Genomic DNA, 19,558 nt, shown 5'->3' with positions numbered 1-19,558 from the left:
ACCCGGTAGTGGAACCGGCACCGTCAGGTCCGGGGCACCACCGTCATCGGCAGGCGGTTCGGCTGCATCGTCGCCTTGAGCTGCGCGTACACCTTCTTGCCCGGCACCGGGACCAGGCGCCAGCGCGCCCCGATGGTGGCGGCGACGATGCCGATCTCCGTCGGCGCGAACACGTGGCCAGGGCACAGCCGGGCGCCCGCGCCGAACGGGATGTACGCGCCCTTCGGCAGTTCCGCGGTGTGGCCGGGCGTCCAGCGGTCCGGGTCGAACCGGTCCGGGTCCGGGAACCACCGCGGGTCCCGGTGCAGCGTGTGCTGGCTGACCGCGACCTCGGTGCCGGCCGGGATCCGGACCCCGCCCAGCTCGACGTCCTCGCGGGCGCGGCGCATCAGGATCAGCGGCGGGGTGCGGCGGACGATCTCGTTGACGATCTGGTGCGTGTACACCAGGTCCGGCAGGTCTTCGAAGCGCGCGGCCCGGCCCCCGAGGACTTCGTCGACCTCCGCGTGGAAGCGCCGTTCCACGTCCGGGTGCTGCCCGAGCTCGTGGAAGAACCAGGCCAGCGCCACGGCGGTGGTTTCCGCGCCGGTGGTGAGGATCGTGATGACCTCGTCGTGCACCTGGCGGTCGGACATGCCCTCGCCGGTGTCTTCGTCGCGGGCCAGCAGCAGCATCGAGAGCAGGTCGCCGTGGTCCGCGCCCTGTTCACGGGCGGCGACGACGGTTTCGCCGATGACGTCCCGCAGGCGCGCGGCCGCGGCGTCGAACTTGCGGTTCGGCGGGATGGGCAGGCGCTCCACGAACTTCGGCGAGAAGGCCCGGACCAGCACGTACTTGAGCATGACCGGGATCGAGCGCTGGATCTCCGACAGCGCTTCGTCGCCGAGCGCGGTGGAGAACAGCGTCTGCCCGGCGATGGTCAGCACGAGGTCCTGCATGCGCTGGTCGAACTCGACGACTTCGCCGGGCTGCCAGGAACTCGTCAGCTCGTCGGCCAGCTTCGTCATGGTGTTTTCGGCGTAGCCGGCGATCCGGGTGCGGCCGAACGCGGGCATGACCAGGCGGCGCTGGCGGCGGTTCAGCTCGCCGTTGGACGTGGCCAGCCCGTCGCCGAAGAGCGGGCGCATCTTGTCGAAGACCAGGCCCTTGTCGAACTTGTCGGCGTCGGTGGCGAGCACCTGCCAGGCCAGCTCCGGGGTGGTGACCACGTGCACCGGCAGCGGGCCGAGGTGGAGTTTGACGACTTCTCCGTGCGCGGGCAGGGAAGTGAAGAGTTTCAGCGGGTCGCGCAGCAGGGGCACGGTGTGCCCGAGCACGGGCCAGCGACCGGGGAAGTTCGTCATGGCCTCGTCTCCTCGTGACCGCGCCAGCTTAGCGCTAGACTCCGCGGCTCCGGAGTCCGCGAGGGTGGGAGGTCCTGTGACCGGGGAGCTGAGCTGGGTACCGCCGGAGATCGACACCTCGGTGCCGAACCCGGCGCGGGTGTACGACTTCTGGCTCGACGGCGACCACAACTTCGCCGCGGACCGCGCGCTCGGCGAGCAGATCCTCAAGATCATGCCGGGCGTCCGCGACGCGGCCCGCCTCAACCGCGCGTTCCTGCGCCGCGCCGCGCGCTACCTGGTCGGCCAGGGCGTCCGGCAGTTCCTCGACATCGGCTCCGGCATCCCGACGGTGGGCAACCTGCACGAGATCGTCCAGCAGGCCGACCCGTCGTGCCGGGTGGTCTACGTCGACCGCGAGTCCGTCGCGGTCGCGCACAGCGAACTGCTGCTGCAGGACAACGACAACACCCTGGTGCTGCAGGCGGACCTGCGCGACGTCAACGACATCTTCGACGGCGCGGGCAAGCTGCTCGACCTCGACGAGCCGGTCGCCGTGTTCATGTTGCTGCTGCTGCACTTCGTCCCGGACTCGTGGGACCCGGTGGGCATCCTCGCCCGCTACCGCGACCGCCTGGCCCCGGGCAGCTTCCTGGCCGTCACGCACGTCGCGGCGGACTCGGACTCCCAGCGCCTCGACGAGGCGGTCGAGGTGTACAAGAGCAACCAGGACCAGCAGAACCAGCCGGTCCCCCGCACCCACGACGAGGTCCTCGCCTTCTTCGACGGCTTCGAGCTGGTGGACCCGGGCGTGGTCGGCTGCGCGATGTGGAAGCCGGAGGGCGCCGGGGACATGTCCGACGACCCGGCGATCAACGCGCTGCCGTACGCCGGGGTGGGCCGGAAACCCTGATCACCGCAGGCATCCTGGCACGCGGGGCGCGTGTGGGGTGTCTTGAATGAGTCATTCAGGTCTTCTGGGGTCCTGAATGACTCATTCAAGACGTCGGCCCCAGGGCTCCGGCAAAGTCAGGCCGAGGCGGCCGGCGGATGCGCCCGGACCAGAACACCAGACCCAGCCGCCGCATCGGTCACCGCCCGCACGTCATGAACGCGTCGTTCACCTCGCCAGACGTCAGGGCTCCGGCAAAGTCGCGTCGGTGCAGCCCGCAGCGTTGCACCAGCGTCTTGAATGACTCATTCAGGACCTCCGAAGACCTGAATGAGTCATCCAAGACGTGGGGCGAGCGGGTCACCGGCGGCGGAGCGGCCCGGCCGCGTGACTTTGCCGGGACCCCGGCCGTGATGTCGTGAACGACTCGTTCAGGTCGTCTGGTGAGGTGAACGACCCGTTTATGACATGCGGGCAGCCGGATCGGCCGTGCTGAGCCGACTTTGCCGGGGCCCTGTCGCCAGACGTGGTGAACGACCCGTTCATGACATCCCATCACCGCAGGGAGAAGGTGGCCAGGTTCACCGGTCCGTCGAACGTGAGGTAGACGTCGTGGCGTCCGGTCGCCTTGGCCAGGGCCGCCGTCACCGTCGTGTACGCGTACCGGTCCCCGGTGGACGGCACCTGGGCCGTGCCCAGGACGGGGCCGGTTGGTGAGTCCAGGCGGACCGTGACGCTGGAAGGCTCCACTGTGGACACTGAAGCCGAGAACCGCGCGGGCCCGTTCAAAGCCACGTTCCGGTAAGCCACCCAGTTCCCGGCCGCGGCCGCCACCGACGTGCCGGACGTCTTGGCCGTGTCCGTGAGCGTGATCCCGGAGTAGTCGTCGAAGTTCTCCGCCGGAGTCGACCGGCTCAGGTCACGGGGCAGCGCCCGCTCCCCCGGCACGAACACCCGCTGCGCCGCGCCGAGGTCGACCGCGTTGCGGCCCACCGAGAACTCGCGGAACCCGGCCGTCACCACGGATCGTCCCCGCGCGGGGTCCCACGCCGCCAGGTCCGCCACCGGAACCGAGAACTGGACCGTGCGCGTCTGGTGCGGGGCGAGCGTCACGCGCTCGAAGTCCCGCAGCCGCTGCACGCCGGAATCCTTCGAGTACAGCTGGACGACGTCCGTTCCCGCACGAGCACCCGTGTTCGTCACGTCCACGCTCACCCGCACCGACGAACCGGCGAGCGAAGCCCGCGTGGGGCCGTACCGGAAGCTCGTGTAGCTCAGGCCGTACCCGAAGGGGTACAACGGCTTCCCGCGGTAGTACTGGTACGTCATCCCGGTCTTGGAGATGTCGTAGTCGAGGATGCTCGGCAGCCCTTCGTCCGAGGCGTACCACGTCTGAGTGAGCCGTCCGCCCGGGTCGACGTCGCCGAACAGGACATCCGCCACCGCGTGTCCCGTCTCCTGGCCGGCATGGCTGGTCCACACGATCGCCGGTACGGGCAGCGTGTCCCAGCCGGTCGTCGGGTAGCTGTTCTCGACCACGACCACGGTGTGCGGGTTGGCCTTCGCGACCGCCTCGATCAGCGCGCGCTGCGCGGGGGCCAGTGAAGTACTGGTCCGGTCGTTCGCCTCGCGGCCGTTGATGAACGGCATGCTGCCCACCACGACGACGGCCGTGTCCGCGCCGCGGGCCGCGTCGACCGCCGAGGAAATCCCGCTGCTCAGCACCTCGCGGCCGAACTTCGTGGCGTGCGCGGCGTCCGGGGCGGAGATCGTCAGCACCCCGTCGGCCCCCACGGCGGCGAAGCGGTTCGGGCCGAACCACGGCTCGTTCACCTCGTTGCCCGCGTACTCCAGGACGTAGCTGCCGTCCGGCTGCGGGTCGAGCTTCAGCTGCTGCTGCACGAACCACCCCGACGGCTGGTCGGCGTCGTTCACCAGGGCGCCGCCGGAGAAGCTCAGGAACTTGCCGTTCGCGGCGGCACGCAGGGTGTTCTTGCCCGCGCCCCAGTCGTAGACGTCGAAGGACTCGGGAGTGCCCGCCGTGGTCCCGCCGGCGGTCACCTTGCCCGCGGTCGCGGGCGCGGTCAGGTAGCGGCCGGTACCCAGATCTTTCAGCGCGATCCGGTCGACGCCTTCGGACGACGTCACCGCGGCCCGCTCGGCGATGCCCTGCTTCGGGGTGACGCGGTACGGCATCGCGCCGCTGTACCAATCCTCGTACAGCGTGTCCGAGAGCGGGCCGACGACCGCGACCTTCCGGCCGGCGGCAGCAGAGAGCGGCAGCGCGTTCGCGTTGTTGCGCAGCAGCACGACCTGTTCGTCCGCGGCCTTGCGCGCGAGGGCCTGGTGCGCCGGGGAGTTGATCACCGCCGGGGTGATCTTCGCGTACGGGTTGCGGCCCGGCGGGTCGAACTCGCCGAGCCGGAACCGCAGCGAAAGCAGGTGGCGGTCGGCTTTTTCGACGTCGGCCATCGTCAGCAGCCCGCGCTCGAGCGCTTCCTTGACCGCGGCGACGGTGATCGCGCCGTTGGTGTCGTTGTCGGTGAAGCTGTCGAGCCCGGCCTTGATCGCCGCCGCGTCGGCTTCGGCTTTGGTGGCGTAGTACTTCTCGGAGTTGACCAGGTTGGACGGTGCGCCGGCGTCGCTGACGACGGCGATGTCCTGGGGCGCCCACTTCCGCAGCGCGCCGCCGAGGTCCGGGCTCACGGTGTTCGGGCGCCCGTTGACCAGGTTGTACGACGGCATCACGGCGTTGGCCGCACCGGCTTCCAGGGGAATCTTGAACGCCTGCTCGTCGTAGTCGTGCAGGATCTTCGGCGGCACCGAGGAGTTGCTGGTGTCCCGGCTGACTTCGTTGTTGTAGGCCAGGTAGTGCTTCAACGTCGGGGCGGCCTGCAGGTAGCGCGGGTCGTCGCCCTGGATGCCGCGGCCGTACGCGGTCGCCAGCGCGCCGGTCAGGTGCGGGTCCTCGGAGTAGCCCTCCTCGTTGCGGCCCCAGCGCGGGTCGCGCAGCAGATTGACGACCGGCGCCCACAGGTTCAAGCCCCACAGCGTCGGGTTCCGCGCGTTGAAGCCGCGGGCCTCCTGCCCGACCGCCGCGCCGACCTGCTTGACCAGCGCCGGGTCCCACGTCGAAGCCAGGCCGACGGCCTGCGGGAACACGGTGCCGTCCGCCTTCACGACCGCGCCGTTGTTGTCGTAGTCCGTCGACCACGCGACGCCGTGCAGGGCTTCGGTGCCGGTCTTGAACACGCCGATGCCGAGCCGCGGGATGGCGGGCTGGTACTGGTGCAGCAGCGAGATCTTCTCGTCCGCGGTCAGCCGGGACAGCAGGTCGTCGATCCGCGCGGCCACCGGCAGCGCCGGATCGCGGAACGGCGGTGGCGGCGCCGCGAGCGCCGGCGACGGGGCCAGCAGCAGGGTCGCGGTCACCACCGGGACGAGGACGCGGCGGAACGGGGACTGGCGCACGGACGGCCTCCGGATTCGTCGAATCGTTTCGACGGCGCGGCGCGGAACATTCGCGTCGAAGGTGGGGATGCGGACGACTATTACAGCCGCGTCGACGGCAGGTCAAGACTTGCTGGGCACGCTCCCAGCTACTCCGCGCGAACGGCCGGAACTTGCCCCTGAGCTGCGCGAAGAACCGCCATCAGCGGCGTTCGACAATTTCGACGAACACCATCGCTGTCGAATGGGAATCGAATTGCGGGGAATCGCGAATCACGCTTGTGTTTCCGGCGGGTGTCGCTTACCTTCGTGCCATCGTCGATGCGCTTCGACAATGATCTCCCGCCCCGTCCCCAGGAGGCTGCCCGTGGTCACGATCAACGACGTCGCGAGCGCGGCGGGAGTCGCCCCCAGCACGGTGTCGTACGTGATCAGCGGCAAGCGCTCGATCTCGCCCAAGACCCGGCGGCTGGTCGAGGACAGCATCCGCAAGCTCGGCTACCACCCGCACGCCGGCGCGCGGGCGCTGGCCAGCAGCAAGACCAACGTACTGGCACTGGTCGTCCCGCTGCGCACCGACCTCAACGTCGCCGTGGTGATGGAGTTCGTCGCCTCGGCGGTCACCGCGGCCCGCGCGCACGACCACGACCTGCTGCTGCTCACCAAGGACGAAGGCCCCGCCGCGCTGCAGCGGGTGGCGTCCTCGGCGATCGCCGACGCGCTGATGGTGATGGACGTCGAAACCGCCGACCCGCGGGTGCCGATGCTGCTCGCGCTCGACCTGCCGGTGGTACTCATCGGCGTGCCCGACCACCCGGCCGGGCTCAGCTGCGTCGACCTCGACTTCACCGCCGCCGCCTCGGCGTGCGTCGCGCACCTGGCCGAGCTCGGGCACCGCTCGATCGGGCTGATCGGCCCTTCCCCCGCCGTCTACCGGCGCGGGACGAGCTACGCGACCCGGTTCCTGCGCGGCTTCGACGAAGCGGCGAAGACGCGTGAAGTGCGGGCGGCGAACCGGCCGTGCGCCCACTCCTACGAAGCGGTGAGCGCCTGCCTCGACGACCTGCTCACCGCCGACCCGGACCTGACCGGCCTGGTCGTGCACAACGAAGCCGTCCTGCCCGGCCTGCTGGCGGAGCTGCGCCACCGCGGCCTGCGCGTGCCCGAGGACATCTCGGTCATCGCGGTCTGCCCGGACAGCATGGCCGAGCAGCACGCCGTCGCGCTGACCAACGTGGCCATCCCGGCCGAGGAGGTCGGCACCCAGGCCGTCGAGATGACGATGCGCCGGCTCGCCGGCCACACCACCCCGGAGGTCCGCCTGCTCGGGCCTCGTCTCACCCGGCGCGAAAGCACGGCCGCGCCCCGAGCCTGATCCCGGTTCTGCTCCACCGCCGAAGGAGAATCGCCATGCCCGTAGCCCGTCGCGCCCTCGTCCTGGCCGCGAGCGCCGCGCTCCTGGCCGCCTGCAGCCCCAGTCCCGCGCCCACGACGTCGAACAACGCCCAGCCCGCCGGCTCGATCACCGAGCTCGACTACTACGCCGACGAGCAGGGATCGGCGGCCTGGCAGAAGATCCTCGACACGTGCGCGGGCCAGACCGGCATCAAGATCGAGCGGCAGAAGGTGCCGACGAACCAGATGCTGCCGAAGGTCCTGCAGGGCGCCAGCTCGAAGACGTTGCCGGACCTGCTGTTCACCGACAACCCGACGCTGCAGCAGGTCGCCGCCACCGGCGCGCTGACCCCGCTGGCCGACTACGGCATCACCACCGACGGCTACTACGAGAGCATCGTCAAGGCCGGGACCTACCAGGACAAGGTGTACGGCGTGGCCCCCGGCGTCAACGGGCTCGCGCTGATCTACAACAAGGACCTCCTCGCCGCGGCCGGCGTCCAGCCGCCGAAGACCTGGGACGAGCTCAAGACCGCCGCGGCCAAGCTGACCAAGGACGGCAAGTACGGGCTCGCCTTCTCCGCCATCCCCTCCGAAGAAGGCACCTGGCAGTTCCTGCCGTTCTTCTGGAGCAACGGGGCAGAACTGTCCCAGTTGGACTCCGCGCCGTCCGTGAAAGCGCTTCAATTCGTGACGGACCTGGTGAACTCCGGGTCGGCGTCGAAGTCCGTGGTGACCTGGAACCAGAACGACGTCGCCGACCAGTTCGTCGCGGGCAACGCGGCGATGATGGTCAACGGGTCGTGGAACCTGGCCCGGCTCGACGAGCAGCAGTCCCTGCACTACGGCGTCGTGCCGATCCCGGTGCCGCAGGCGGGCGCCAAGCCGGTGGTCGCCCTCGGCGGCGAGGTCGGCGCCGTGCCGGTCACCGGCGGCCCCACCCAGCAGGCCGCGGGCAAGGTGCTCTCCTGCATCCTCTCGGAACCGACGATGCTGGAGTGGAGCAAGGCGCACGCCTACATCCCGTCGAAGACGGCCACCGCGGCCAAGTTCGGCGCCCAGCAGCCCGCGATGCAGGCGTTCGTCGACGAGGTCGGCACCGCCCGCTCCCGCACCGCGGAACTCGGCGAGAAGTACCCCAAGGTCTCGCAGGCGCTGGCCGACGCCCTCCAGGCGGCCCTGACCGGGAAGCTGCCCGCCGACCAGGCTCTCAAGGCCGCGCAGCAGGCGAGCGGGTCGTGACTCTGGTCGCCCCGGCCGTCACGGCGCCACCCCGCGCCGGCCGCAAGTCCCGGCGGGACAACCGGTTCGCCGCGTGGCTGTTCCTGCTGCCCGCGCTCGGCTACGTCGTCGTGTTCTTCGGCTACCCGCTGGCCGCGAACGTCGTGATGAGCACGCAGGACTACACGGTGAAGTCGTTCTACACCGGCGAAGCACCCTTCGTCGGCCTCGCCAACTACGCCGCCGTGTTCGGCAACCCGCTGTTCTCGACGGCGGTAATCAACACGGTCCTGTTCACCGCCGGGTCGCTGGTCTTCCAGTTCGGCATCGGGCTGGCGCTGGCGGTGTTCTTCAACGGCCGCTTCCTCGGCAGCGCACTGCTGCGGTCGCTGCTGCTGCTCCCCTGGCTGCTGCCGCTGGTGGTCAGCGGCGCGGTCTGGCGCTGGATGTTCGACCAGGACCACGGCGTGCTCAACGCCGCGGTGCGCGCGGTGGGTCTCGACGCGGTGCCGTGGCTCAGCAGCACCGGCTGGGCGCTGCCGGCGGTCGTCCTCACCAACATCTGGATCGGCATCCCGTTCAACCTGGTCATCCTGCACGGCGGGCTGCGCGCGATCCCCGCGTCGCTCTACGAAGCCGCCTCACTGGACGGCGCCGGTCCCTGGCAGCGGTTCCGGTACGTCACCTGGCCGCTGCTGCGGCCGGTCACCGGGATCGTGCTCATGCTCGGGCTGGTCTACACGATCAAGGTGTTCGACGTGATCATGGTGGTCACCGGCGGCGGGCCGGCCAACGCGACCCAGACGCTGACGACGTGGTCCTACCGGCTGTCCTTCCAGGACTTCGCGTTCGGGCAGGGCGCCGCGGTCGGCAACGTCCTCATCCTGGTGGCGACGGTGTTCGGGCTGCTCTACCTGCGCTCGGCGAAGGCGACACTGGCCGAGGCGGCGGCGTGAAAGCCCGGACGGTCTTCGGCGTCCTGATCGTCGCGGTGCTGCTGTTCCCGCTGTACTGGATGGTCAACGCGTCCCTGCAGCCCAGCGGCGCGCTGCTGCGCCCGGACCCGGCGTTCTTCCCGGTCGGCGGCACCCTGGACGGCTACCGGAAAGCGTGGTCGACGCAGGGGCCGAACCTGCTCTCCAGCGTCGTCGTCGCGCTCGGCACGGTGCTCGTGTCGCTGGTGATCGCCGCGCCGGCATCGTACGCGCTGGCCCAGCTGAAGGTGCGCGGCGGTCCGGTGCTGGTGTTCGTGCTGCTCATCGTGCAGATGATCCCGGGCATCGTGATGGCGAACGCGCTCTACACGGTGTTCAGCAACCTCGGCCTGATCGACAACTACCTCGGGCTGGTGCTGGCGGACTCGACCGCGACCATCCCGTTCGCCGTGCTCCTGCTGCGGGCGTTCATGATCTCGGTGCCGAAGGAGCTGACCGAAGCGTCCAGAGTGGACGGCGCGGGGTACTGGCGGACGTTCTTCTCGATCATCGTGCCGGTCAGCCGCAACGCGCTCGTCACCGCCGGCCTGTTCTCGTTCCTGTTCGCCTGGGCGGACTTCCTGTTCGCCGTCACCCTCACCACCGGGCAGTCGTTCGAACCGATCACCGTGGGCATCTACCGGTTCGTCGGTAACCAGTCCGCCGACTGGAACGGGATCATGGCCACCGCCGTCCTCGCCGCGATCCCCGCGGCCGTCCTGCTCGTCGTCGCCCAGCGGTACGTCGTCGCCGGGCTGACCAGCGGCGCCGTCAAAGACTAAGGAGAGCGCTTGATCGCCACGACCGAAGACGGCCGCGCGCTGGAGGTCCGCGTGCGGCACGAGGTGCTGCGCGTCGAGCCGTGGGGCGACGGGAGCCTGCGCGTGCGCGCCGGGCGGCACAAGATCCTCGACGACGTGCCGGGCGCGCTGCTGCCCGCGAAGCCGTCCGCCGCGACCGCCTCGGCCGACGGCCGCACCGGGCGCGTCGTCAACGGCGCGCTCACCGCGATCGTGGCGGTCGCCGACACCGACACCGGGATCGACGCGCAGCTGAAGTTCGTCCGCACGGACACCGGCGAGGAGCTGCTTTCCGAGCAGCGGGCGCACTTCTGGTGGCCCGGCGCGCGGCTGTTCATGCCGTCCCGCAACGGCTACGGCCGGCTCGAACAGCGGTTCGCCGCCTACGACGACGAGCGGCTGTACGGGCTCGGGCAGCACACGCACGGCCGGCTCGACCAGAAGGGCCTGGTGCTCGACCTGGTGCAGCGCAACGCCGAGGTGTCGGTGCCGTTCCTGCTCTCCAGCCGCGGCTACGGCTTCCTGTGGAACAGCCCGGCCGTCGGGCGGGTCGAGCTGGCCGCCAACGGCACCCGCTGGGTCGCCGACGACGCCCGCCAGCTCGACTACTGGATCACCACCGGCGACGGCCCGCGCCAGATCCTGGGCCACTACGCCGACGCGACCGGGCACGCGCCGATGCTGCCCGAGTGGGCGGCCGGGTTCTGGCAGTCGAAACTGCGCTACAGCACCCAGGAAGAGCTTCTGGCCGTGGCGCGCGAATACCACGCGCGGGGACTGCCGCTGTCGGTGATCGTCGCGGACTTCTTCCACTGGACGCACCTCGGCGACTGGCGGTTCGACCCGGCCGAGTGGCCGGACCCGGCCGGGATGATCCGGGAGCTGGACGAGCTCGGCGTCAAGCTGATGGTGTCGGTGTGGCCGTCGGTCAGCCCGCTGTCGGCGAACTACCAGGAGCTGCACGAACGCGGCCTGCTGGTCGCCGCCGAGAGCGGGGTCCCGGCGCACGCGCCCTGGAAGGACAAGGGGTTCGACGTCGAGATGCCGGTCGCGTTCTACGACGCGACGAACCCGGCGGCGCGGCGGTTCGTCTGGGCCAAGGTCAAGGAGAACTACTACGACCTCGGCGTGCGCGCGTGGTGGCTGGACGGCGACGAGCCGGAGATCCAGCCCGGCCACCCGCACAACCTCGGCTTCCACGCCGGGCCGGGCGCGGAGGTGTTCAACCTCTACCCGCAGGCGAACGCGCAGGCGTTCCACGACGGCATCCGCGCCGAGGGCGACGACGAGGTGGTGCTGCTGTCCCGCTCGGCGTGGGCGGGCAGCCAGCGGTACGGGGCCGCGCTCTGGTCGGGGGACGTGGCGGCGACGTGGGCGTCGCTGCGCGCGCAGGTGCGGGCGGGGCTGAACGTCGCGCTGGCCGGGATCCCGTGGTGGACCACGGACATCGGCGGCTTCCACGGCGGCGACCCGGCGTCGCCGGAGTACCGGGAGCTGATGGTCCGGTGGTTCCAGTACGGCGTGTGCTGCCCGCTGTTCCGCCTGCACGGCTTCCGCGACCCGCGCCCGCCGTTCGGGCCGGACATGACCGGCGGCCCCAACGAGGTCTGGTCGTACGGCGACTCCGCCTACACGGCCATCACGGCGTCGCTGCGGCTGCGGGAACGGCTGCGGCCGTACCTGATGGCGCAGATGCGGGTGGCGCACGAGCAGGGCATCCCGCCGATGCGGCCGCTGTTCGTCGACTTCCCGGCCGACCCGGAGTGCTGGACGGTCGAGGACGCCTTCCTGCTGGGCCCGGACCTCCTGGTCGCGCCGGTGCTCGAAGCGGGCGTCACGAGCCGCGAGGTGTATCTGCCGTCCGGTGCCGTGTGGACGGACGCGGTGACCGGAAACCGTTATGCGGGAGGGACTCGCGTCGAGGCGCCGGCTCCGGCGGACCGGATCCCGCTGTTCCTGCGCGACGACGTGGAGCTGCCGATCCGCCCGGAGTGACTCAGGGCCGCACGGCGTCCGCCACGAGGTCGAGCAGCCGCCCGATCCGCTCCGGCTCGTGCCCGGCCGAGAGGAACACGCCCAGCAGCACGAAGGTGACGTCCTCGGGGTCGGCGTCGGCGCGCAGGGTGCCCGCCGCCGCGCCGGCTTCGAGGATCGCGCCGATCGCCGCGACGATGCGCCGCCGGGTCTCCGCCGTGACGATGCGCCCGGTCCCGAGGCTGACGCGGAGGGTGTCGGCCATGCCCAGCTTGGTCGCGAAGAAGGCGGCGTAGCGGTCCATCCACGCGCGCAGCGCCACCGCGGGCGGGTGCTGCTCGAGCAGTGCCGGGGCACTGGCGCAGACGTCGTCCAGCTCGGCCGCGTAGACGGCTTCGACGAGAGCCTCGCGGGTCGGGAAGTGCCGGTAGAGCGTCCCGATCCCGACGCCGGCCTCACGGGCGATGGTCTCGAGCGCGACGGCGCCGTCGGTGGCGAACGCGGCGCGCGCGACCTCGACGAGCTTCTCGCGGTTGCGGCGCGCGTCGGCGCGCACCGGGCGCCCGGTTTCGGACGAAGGCAAAACGGAGGTCCCTCCGGTTGTGCTACGGTCGACTTAGCGGAGGTTCCTCCGCTTCGCCATCATCGCACGAAAGCGGGACAGCCATGTCATCCAGCCAGCTAGCCGGCCGCACCGTCTCCCGCGTCGGGTTCGGCGCGATGCAGCTCGAGCGCCTGCACGAGGACCGGGCCGCGGCCGTCGCCCTGCTGCGCCGGGCCCTGGACCTGGGCGTCGACCACATCGACACGGCCGAGTTCTACGGCAACGGCTTCGTCAACGACGTCATCCGCGAGGCGGCCGGCGACGACGTCCTGATCGCCACCAAGGTCGGCGCCGACCCGGACCCGGGCGGCCCGATCCCGCTCCGCCTCGCGCAGCGGCCCGAAGAACTCCGCAAGAGCGTCGAGGACAACCTCCGGACGCTCGGCACCGAGCGGGTCACGCTGGTCAACCTGCGCCGCGCGGAGCTGCGGCCGGGCCTGCTGGCCGAGGGCGACCAGCTGGTCGACGTCGACGACCAGCTCGCGGTGCTGACGGCGCTGCGCGACGAAGGCAAGATCGGCGCGATCGGCCTCAGCAGCGTCGGCCTCGACACCCTCCGGCGCGCCCTGCCGGCGGGCATCGCCTGCGTGCAGAACGCCTACAGCCTGGTCGCCCGCGACGACGAGGAAATGCTCCGGCTGTGCCTGGCGGAGGACATCGCGTGGGTGCCGTTCTTCCCGCTGGGCGGCGCTTTCCCGGGCCTGCCGAAGGTGACGGACGAGCCGGCGGTCCAGGCCGCGGCGGCGGCGCTGGGGGTGACGCCGGCGCAGATCGGGCTGGCGTGGCTGCTGCACCACGCGCCGAACGTCCACCTCATCCCGGGTACGGCGAGCGTCGGGCACCTGGAGGCGAACATCGCGGCTGGGTCGGTGGTTTTGGACGCCGAGACGCTGTCGGCGCTGGACGCGGTCCCGTCGCGGTCGCTGGACGCCGCGCTGGGCTGAGGTCTTGAATGAGTCATTCAGGTCACCGGAGGTCCTGAATGACTCATTCAAGACACCGCCGTCAGCGCACCATCGCGTCGTGGCCCAGGAGGTCGCCGAACACCGAGACCGCGCGGTCCACCGCGTCGTCGTCCACGCCCGCGTGGGTCACCGCGCGGATGCGGTCGTGGCCCAGCTCCTCCACCCGGATCCCGCGGCGCCGGGCCGCTTCGATCAGAGTGCGGGTCGTGTAGCGGTCGTCGCGGACCTTGAAGAACACCATGTTGGTCAGCGGCGGGCCCGGGTCGAGCCGGACGCCCGGGATGCGGGACAGGCCGCGGGCCAGGCGGGCCGCGCGGGCGTGGTCGTCGGCCAGGCGCTCGGTCATCTCCGTCAGTGCGACGATGCCGCAGGCCGCGATCATGCCGGCCTGGCGCATGCCGCCGCCGAGCATCTTGCGCATGCGGCGGGCCGCCGCGATCGTCACGCGGTCGCCGACCAGGACCGAGCCGATCGGGGCGCACAGGCCTTTCGACAGGCAGATCTGCACGGTGTCCGCGTGCTTCGCGACCTCGGCCGGGCTGACGCCGAGCGCGACCGCCGCGTTGAACAGGCGGGCGCCGTCGAGGTGCAGGGCGACGCCGTGGGAGCGGATCAGCCGGGACACCTCGCTGAGGTAGTCCAGCTGCAGCGGCAGCCCGCCGCAGCGGTTCTGCGGGGTTTCCAGGCTGAGCACCGCGGGCGGCGCGATCTGCGGGTCGCTGCGGTCCACCGCACACGCCTCGGCGATCGCGGCCGGGTCGATCGTGCCGTCGGGCAGGTTCGGCAGCGGGTCGTAGACGATGCCGCCGCAGAGCGACGCGCCGCCGGCTTCGTAGACGTACACATCGGACTCGTGCCCGACGATCGCCTTGCCGCCACGCGGGCAGTGCGCCAGCAGCGCGGTCAGGTTGGCCATCGTGCCGCTCGGCATCAGGCAGCCGGCCTGCTTGCCGAGCAGCTCGGCGGACAGCTGCTCCAGCCGGTCCACGGTCGGGTCCTCGCCGTAGACGTCGTCGCCGAGCGGGGCACGCGCGGCGGCTTCCAGCATCGTGGGCGTCGGCAGGGTGAAGGTGTCGCTGCGGAGTTCGACGTACGCGCCCTGGTTGGCGGAGGTCTCCGGGCGGAGGGTCGCGAGGTCGTCGGCGAAAGTGGTCACAACAGGCTCCTTGGCGGTCAGCGGATGAGGGTTCGGACGGCGTCGTCGAGGCCGATTTCGGCCTGGCTCCAGCGCCAGCGGCGTTCTTCGGCGGCCGCCCGGATGCGGGCGAACGCGGTTTCGGCCTCGGTCACGGCGGCGAGCACGGACTCCCGCGCCGGGCCGCCGCCGTACGCCGCGTGCTGCGCGACTTCGGCCGGGTCGAGCGCGGCCAGGACGTGCGGGGGCTGCCCGGCCAGCCGGACGCGGGCAACCTCGTGCAGCGGCAGGTTCCCGGCCAGTGCCTCCTTGGCGATCGCGCCGACGTCGTGGTGGGCCTGCCGGAACGGGACACCGGCGTCGACGAGCCGTTCGGCGAGGTGGGTGGCCGCGGTCTGGCCGTCGACCGCGCGGTCGTACATCCGCTCCGGCACCGGTTCGGCGCCCTCGACGACCAGCCGGAGCAGCACGACGGCGTCGGTCGCCGCTTCGAGCGCCGCCCACGCCGGGGCCACGGCTTCGGTGCCGACCGCGATGGCGTTGGTGAAGCGGGCGGTGGCCATCGCGCTCGCCGACGCGGTGAACGCGCCGAGCGGCGCCAGCGCCCGCCCTTGGACGTGCTCCAGCAGGAAGGGGTTGCGCTTCTGCGGCATCATCGAGCTCGACCCGACGACGTCGTCGGCCAGCCGCAGCAGCCCGGCCTCGGCGCTGGTCCACGCCTGCAGGTCGTGCGAGACGCGGCAGAGCAGCACGCCGAGCACGGTGGCCGCGGACAGCTGGCGCAGCACCAGATCCCGCGACGCGACCGCGTGCAGCGAGTTCGCCAGCGGCGCGGCGAACCCGAGCAGCGCGGTGGTGCGGTGCTGGTCGACCGGCAGCGACGTGCCGCCGACCGCGCCCGCGCCGAGCGGGTTCTGGTCGAGCTCCGCCCCGGCCTGCCACACGCCTTCGACGTCCCGGACGAGCGCGCTCGCCACCCCGGCCAGGTAGTGGCCGTAGGTGATCGGCACGGCGGGCTGGTGGTGGGTGTAGGCGGGCATGGTGACCTCGGCCCAGCGCCGGGCACGGTCCAGGAGAGCGCGGCCGAGGGCGTCGGACTCGGCGAGCAGCCGTTCGTGCGGTTCGCGCAGCCGGAGCCGGACCACGGTGGCGTTGAGGTCGTTGCGCGACCGTCCACTGTGGAGGACTCCGCCGACTTCCGGGCCGAGGGTGTCGATCAGGTGGGATTCGTAGGCGAGGTACCGGCCGCGGGGCGCGGGGACGTCGTGCAGCGGCGCGAACCGCCGGGCCCGCAGGTCTTCGATGCCGCGCAGGAGTTCGGCCGCGGGACCCGGCCCGACGATGCCGCGTTCGGCGAGCATGACGACGTGGGCGCGGTCGACCTGGCTGATCAGCCCGAGCTCGGCCGCGACCGGATCGGGTGCGGGTGCGGTGTCGCGGTCGAAGAGGATTTCCCTGGCCGCGGCGGAGATGGGGCTGGTGAGCCTGCCGGTCCCGCCTGGGGCGATGGTCATCGAGGTGCTCCTTCCGGGGTCTCCGGGTGGGGTTCGGCGGGCCCGGAGGTCTTGAATGACTCATTCAGGACCTCCGGTGACCTGAATGAGTCATTCAAGACACTCGGCGGGCGGACCGCGGCGGTCTGCGCGACGGTGGCGATGAGGAACCGCAGGGTCATCGGTGGGGGCCTTCCGGGATCAGGGCGGCACGCAGGCGGTCGAGGCCGGCCGCGGCCGCCGCACGGGCGCCGCGGGGGCGGTCGGAAACGGCGAGGACGTGCCCGGCCCGGTCGCGGTAGTCCCGCGCCGGGCGGACCACGGTGCCGTCGGGGCGGGACAGCCGGGCTTCGGCCACGCCCGGGACGGCCGCCGCCCGCTCCGCCGCGTCCCCCGCCGACACCACCGAAGACGAGGTCGCGGTGAGGAACCGCAGCGAGGCGCACGCCCGGCGGGAGGCCCGCAGGTCCGGCGGCAGGCCCAGCACGGCGGAAACCTGCGCCGCCACCAGGTCGACCCCGGTCGCCGCGCGGACCAGCTCCGGGATCATGCCGCCCGCCGGACGCGGGTTGACCTCCATCAGCCGCGGGCCCGACGGCGTCAGGCGGATCTCGACGTGCGCGGCGCCGAAGCCCAGGCCCAGCGCGGTCACCGCCGCCCGGGCCGTGTCGATCAGCGCCGTCTCGTCCGCGGGCGGCAGCGCCGCCGGGACGTCGTGGCCGACCTCGACGAAGTACGGCGCCGGGCCGAGGTGCTTGCGGACCACCGCCACCACGACGTCGCCGAACAGCTCCACCGAGTACTCCGGCCCGCTCGCATACGGCTCCACGAGCACCTGCGCCGGCACCGGCAGCCCGCGTTCGTTGTGCGTCACCGAAAGCAGTGCCGCCGCCTGCGTCGCGACCGCCTCCGGCGTCTCGCACCGCAGCACGCCTACGCTGCCCGAGCCCTCGGCCGGCTTCAGCACGACCGGGAACTCGACGGCCGCCGCGACGGCCTCTTCCACGGACGTCGCCACCGTGCACGGCGCCCCCAGCACGGCCCGCTGGTGTGCCTTGTTCCGGCACTCCGTCACGGCGAGGGGATCCGGTCCGGGCAGGCCCAGCTTCGCCGCGATCCGCGCCGCCACCGGGATGAAGTACTCCGAGCTGGTCGTCACGCCCGCGGGTTCGCCGACGTCCGAAGCCAGCACCGCGCACGCGTCCGCCGTGTCGCACCGGACGACGCGGACGCCGTCCTCGGCCGCGTACGGGTACCGGGACGGATCGGCCGCGGCCAGCACCGGCTCGAACCCCAGCGAGCGGGCCTGGCGCGCGAACAGCCGCCCGGTGCCGGTCGTGTTGCTCTCGACGAGCAGCAGCGTGCGCATCACGACGCGTCGGCGAGCGACCGCCGGCCCCAGTTCAGCCACGTCCACGACCCGCCGGGCTCGGTCGGCGTGAGCACTTCGTACGGCTCGGCCGCCCCCGCGTGCGCCAGCCCCTGCGCGCGCAGCCACTCGTCGGAGTAGACGGTGTCCTGGTATCGGTAGCCCTCGTCCGGTAGCAGCGCGACGACGGTGGCGTCCGGGTTCCGGCGCGCGAACCAGTCCGCCACCTTGAACGACGCGCCGCTGGTCGGGCCCATGAACAGGCAGTGGCGCGCGTACAGCTCCCGCGTCGCGGCGAACGCCTCGGCCGCGCCGATCCAGTGCACCTGGTCGTAGCTGCCGTGCTCGACGTTGGGCGGCACCAGGCTGTTGCCGAGCCCGCGCAGCACGCGCGGCCCGTCCGGCTGGCCGAAGATGGCGCTGCGCTGGGTGTCGACGCCGATCAGCGTCATTTCCGGGACGAGCATCCGCAGGAAGGAGCTCGTGCCGGACGTCGAACCGCCGGAGCCGACCGCGCCGACGAGGCAGTCCGGCACGCCGATCGTCTCGGCGAGCTGCTCGGCCACCAGCGCGTAGGACCGCGGGTTGTCGGGATTGCTGTACTGGCCGGGTACCCAGTGGTTGGGGTACTCCGCGCGCAGTTCCTCGAGCCGGTCCAGCCGCGCGCGCTGGTACCCGCCGACCGGGCTGGGCTCCGGGCAGATCTCGACGCGGGCGCCGAGGTGTTCGAGCCGGCGCTTGAGCGGTGCGTCGATCGCCGGGTCGCCGACGATCGTGAGCGGGTAGCCGCGCAGCCGGCAGACCATGGCGAGGCCGAGGCCGAAGGTGCCCGACGACGTCTCGAGCACGGTCGTGCCCGGGCCGACTTCGCCGCGTTCTTCGGCGCGGTCGAGCATGAACCGGGCGGGCAGCAGCTTCATCAGGCCGAAGGCGGCGACGTGGAAGTTGGGCCGGACGCGGATGATCCGGGGCAGCTCGGTCGCCTCCACGACGGACCGGCTGACAGCGGGTGCGGCAAGGGTCATCGGACTCACCTCTCGGTTTCGAACTGCCAGGTTTCGGTCACGTCGAGCCGCGCCGCGGCGAACTCCAGCCGCGCCGGGGTTTCGGGGTCGGTCGCGTCGAAGATCAGCCCGGCGACGTCGCCGCTGTGGGCGACCTGCACGCCGGTGGCCCCGGCGGCGCGGGCGACGGCGAGGATGTCGTCCAGTCCGGGGACGGGCAGGTGGCGCTGGTTGAGCAGGGTGCTGGCGGTGGCGACGCGGCCGAGCAGGCCCGCGTCCCCGTCGGCGATGGCCCGCCGGAGCAGGCCACGCAGCGGGCGGAACGCCTCGATCTCCCACGACGTGTAGCGCGCGGGCGTGAGTTCCAGGGTGTCGACGCCGCGGCCGCCCGGGCTGGTGCCGAACCCCAGGACGGCCAGCGGCATCAGCTCGCCGAGGTCTTCGATCGGCTCGCCTTCGCGATGGGCGAAGACCACGGCCCGGCCGCCGTACATGAGCGAGTCGGACGCGGTTTCGGCTTCGACGGCCAGCGCGCCGACCTCGGCGGCCGTGAGCCGGCGGCCGGTCGCGGCGAGGACCGCGCCGATCGCCGACGTCACGTCCGCCGTCGAGGAGCCGAAGCCGCGACACAACGGGATGTCGCTGGTGATGTCGAGGAGCCCGCCCGGCACCGGGTGGCCGAGCCGGGCCAGGGTGAGGTCGGCGGCGCGGCGGGCCTTGGTGCGCCACGCGGGCCGCACGGTCGTGCCGCTGTCCTCGGTGGGCAGGAAGGTGGCGCGGGTGCTGTAGAGCGGGCACGGCAGGGTGACCAGGCCACGGCGCAGCCGGCCGCCGGTCGCGAACACCCCTTGCAGGATCTCGCCGTGATGGGCGTCGACGCGGAAGCTGCCGGCGCGCGGGTCGGTGACGGTGGCGGGGGCCGGTGCGGCGACCGCGAGGTCTTCGGTCATGGCGTTCTCC

Annotated in this window: 15 protein-coding genes; 7 read left to right on the top strand and 8 right to left on the bottom strand. The window is 72.0% G+C overall.

The window, feature by feature from the left end; all coding sequences use genetic code 11:
* Positions 1 to 23: 23 nt before the first annotated feature.
* The gene (locus tag H4696_RS07370) at positions 24 to 1,343 is read right to left on the bottom strand and encodes a cytochrome P450 (RefSeq protein ID WP_086858026.1); all 1,320 of its coding nucleotides are present in this window, start codon (positions 1,341 to 1,343) and stop codon (positions 24 to 26) included.
* 76 nt (positions 1,344 to 1,419) lie between these two features.
* Here H4696_RS07370 and H4696_RS07365 point away from each other — a divergent pair, with 76 nt between their 5' ends.
* On the top strand, positions 1,420 to 2,235 hold the full coding sequence (locus tag H4696_RS07365) for an SAM-dependent methyltransferase (RefSeq protein WP_086858025.1): 816 nt from the start codon (positions 1,420 to 1,422) through the stop codon (positions 2,233 to 2,235).
* A gap of 534 nt (positions 2,236 to 2,769) precedes the next feature.
* Here H4696_RS07365 and H4696_RS07360 read toward each other — a convergent pair.
* Positions 2,770 to 5,685, bottom strand: coding sequence for a glycoside hydrolase family 3 C-terminal domain-containing protein (locus H4696_RS07360; RefSeq protein WP_192782132.1), 2,916 nt, complete (start codon positions 5,683 to 5,685; stop codon positions 2,770 to 2,772).
* 346 nt (positions 5,686 to 6,031) lie between these two features.
* Here H4696_RS07360 and H4696_RS07355 point away from each other — a divergent pair, with 346 nt between their 5' ends.
* From H4696_RS07355 to H4696_RS07335, 5 genes are read left to right on the top strand one after another with little or no spacing between them, the layout of a single operon-like run.
* Complete coding sequence (locus H4696_RS07355; RefSeq protein WP_086856804.1) at positions 6,032 to 7,039, top strand: LacI family DNA-binding transcriptional regulator; 1,008 nt, start codon at positions 6,032 to 6,034, stop codon at positions 7,037 to 7,039.
* Between the two features lie 35 nt (positions 7,040 to 7,074).
* A complete protein-coding gene (locus H4696_RS07350) occupies positions 7,075 to 8,301 on the top strand; it encodes a sugar ABC transporter substrate-binding protein (RefSeq protein ID WP_086856803.1) in 1,227 nt (408 codons plus the stop codon).
* Positions 8,298 to 9,236 carry a carbohydrate ABC transporter permease gene (locus H4696_RS07345; protein ID WP_086856802.1) on the top strand — a complete coding sequence of 313 codons (939 nt, stop codon included), beginning with the start codon at positions 8,298 to 8,300 and terminating at the stop codon, positions 9,234 to 9,236. Before H4696_RS07350 ends, H4696_RS07345 begins: the two co-directional genes overlap by 4 nt.
* A complete protein-coding gene (locus tag H4696_RS07340; RefSeq protein WP_086856801.1) occupies positions 9,233 to 10,036 on the top strand; it encodes a carbohydrate ABC transporter permease in 804 nt (267 codons plus the stop codon). Before H4696_RS07345 ends, H4696_RS07340 begins: the two co-directional genes overlap by 4 nt.
* Before the next feature lie 9 nt (positions 10,037 to 10,045).
* Entirely contained in the window at positions 10,046 to 12,049 is a 2,004-nt protein-coding gene (locus H4696_RS07335) for a glycoside hydrolase family 31 protein (RefSeq protein ID WP_086856800.1), read from the top strand.
* A 1-nt stretch (position 12,050) separates the two neighbouring features.
* On the opposite strand, the gene H4696_RS07330 is transcribed toward H4696_RS07335, so the two are convergent.
* The gene (locus H4696_RS07330) at positions 12,051 to 12,611 is read right to left on the bottom strand and encodes a TetR/AcrR family transcriptional regulator (RefSeq protein ID WP_086856799.1); all 561 of its coding nucleotides are present in this window, start codon (positions 12,609 to 12,611) and stop codon (positions 12,051 to 12,053) included.
* An 83-nt stretch (positions 12,612 to 12,694) separates the two neighbouring features.
* Here H4696_RS07330 and H4696_RS07325 point away from each other — a divergent pair, with 83 nt between their 5' ends.
* On the top strand, positions 12,695 to 13,576 hold the full coding sequence (locus H4696_RS07325; RefSeq protein WP_086856798.1) for an aldo/keto reductase: 882 nt from the start codon (positions 12,695 to 12,697) through the stop codon (positions 13,574 to 13,576).
* Between the two features lie 61 nt (positions 13,577 to 13,637).
* On the opposite strand, the gene H4696_RS07320 is transcribed toward H4696_RS07325, so the two are convergent.
* The 5 genes from H4696_RS07320 to H4696_RS07300 all read right to left on the bottom strand — a co-directional run bounded on the left by H4696_RS07320 (position 13,638) and on the right by H4696_RS07300 (position 19,548).
* Positions 13,638 to 14,753, bottom strand: a complete 1,116-nt coding sequence (locus tag H4696_RS07320) for a GntG family PLP-dependent aldolase (protein ID WP_249026861.1) — start codon at positions 14,751 to 14,753, stop codon at positions 13,638 to 13,640.
* Positions 14,754 to 14,770: 17 nt separating this feature from the next.
* A complete protein-coding gene (locus tag H4696_RS07315) occupies positions 14,771 to 16,246 on the bottom strand; it encodes an argininosuccinate lyase (RefSeq protein WP_086856797.1) in 1,476 nt (491 codons plus the stop codon).
* Between the two features lie 157 nt (positions 16,247 to 16,403).
* Positions 16,404 to 17,636 (bottom strand): ATP-grasp domain-containing protein, encoded by a 1,233-nt coding sequence (locus H4696_RS07310; RefSeq protein WP_143264940.1) that lies wholly within the window; start codon positions 17,634 to 17,636, stop codon positions 16,404 to 16,406.
* The gene (locus H4696_RS07305; RefSeq protein ID WP_086856795.1) at positions 17,594 to 18,619 is read right to left on the bottom strand and encodes a pyridoxal-phosphate dependent enzyme; all 1,026 of its coding nucleotides are present in this window, start codon (positions 18,617 to 18,619) and stop codon (positions 17,594 to 17,596) included. The genes H4696_RS07310 and H4696_RS07305 overlap by 43 nt, the downstream gene beginning before the upstream one ends.
* A 5-nt stretch (positions 18,620 to 18,624) precedes the next feature.
* Positions 18,625 to 19,548, bottom strand: coding sequence for a GHMP family kinase ATP-binding protein (locus H4696_RS07300; RefSeq protein WP_086856794.1), 924 nt, complete (start codon positions 19,546 to 19,548; stop codon positions 18,625 to 18,627).
* Positions 19,549 to 19,558: the final 10 nt, after the last annotated feature.

Source organism: Amycolatopsis lexingtonensis, from assembly GCF_014873755.1.
GTDB classification, from domain to species: domain Bacteria; phylum Actinomycetota; class Actinomycetes; order Mycobacteriales; family Pseudonocardiaceae; genus Amycolatopsis; species Amycolatopsis lexingtonensis.
The sequence above is the reverse complement of the archived record's forward strand: the minus strand, read 5'-3'. Positions and strand labels throughout refer to the sequence as shown.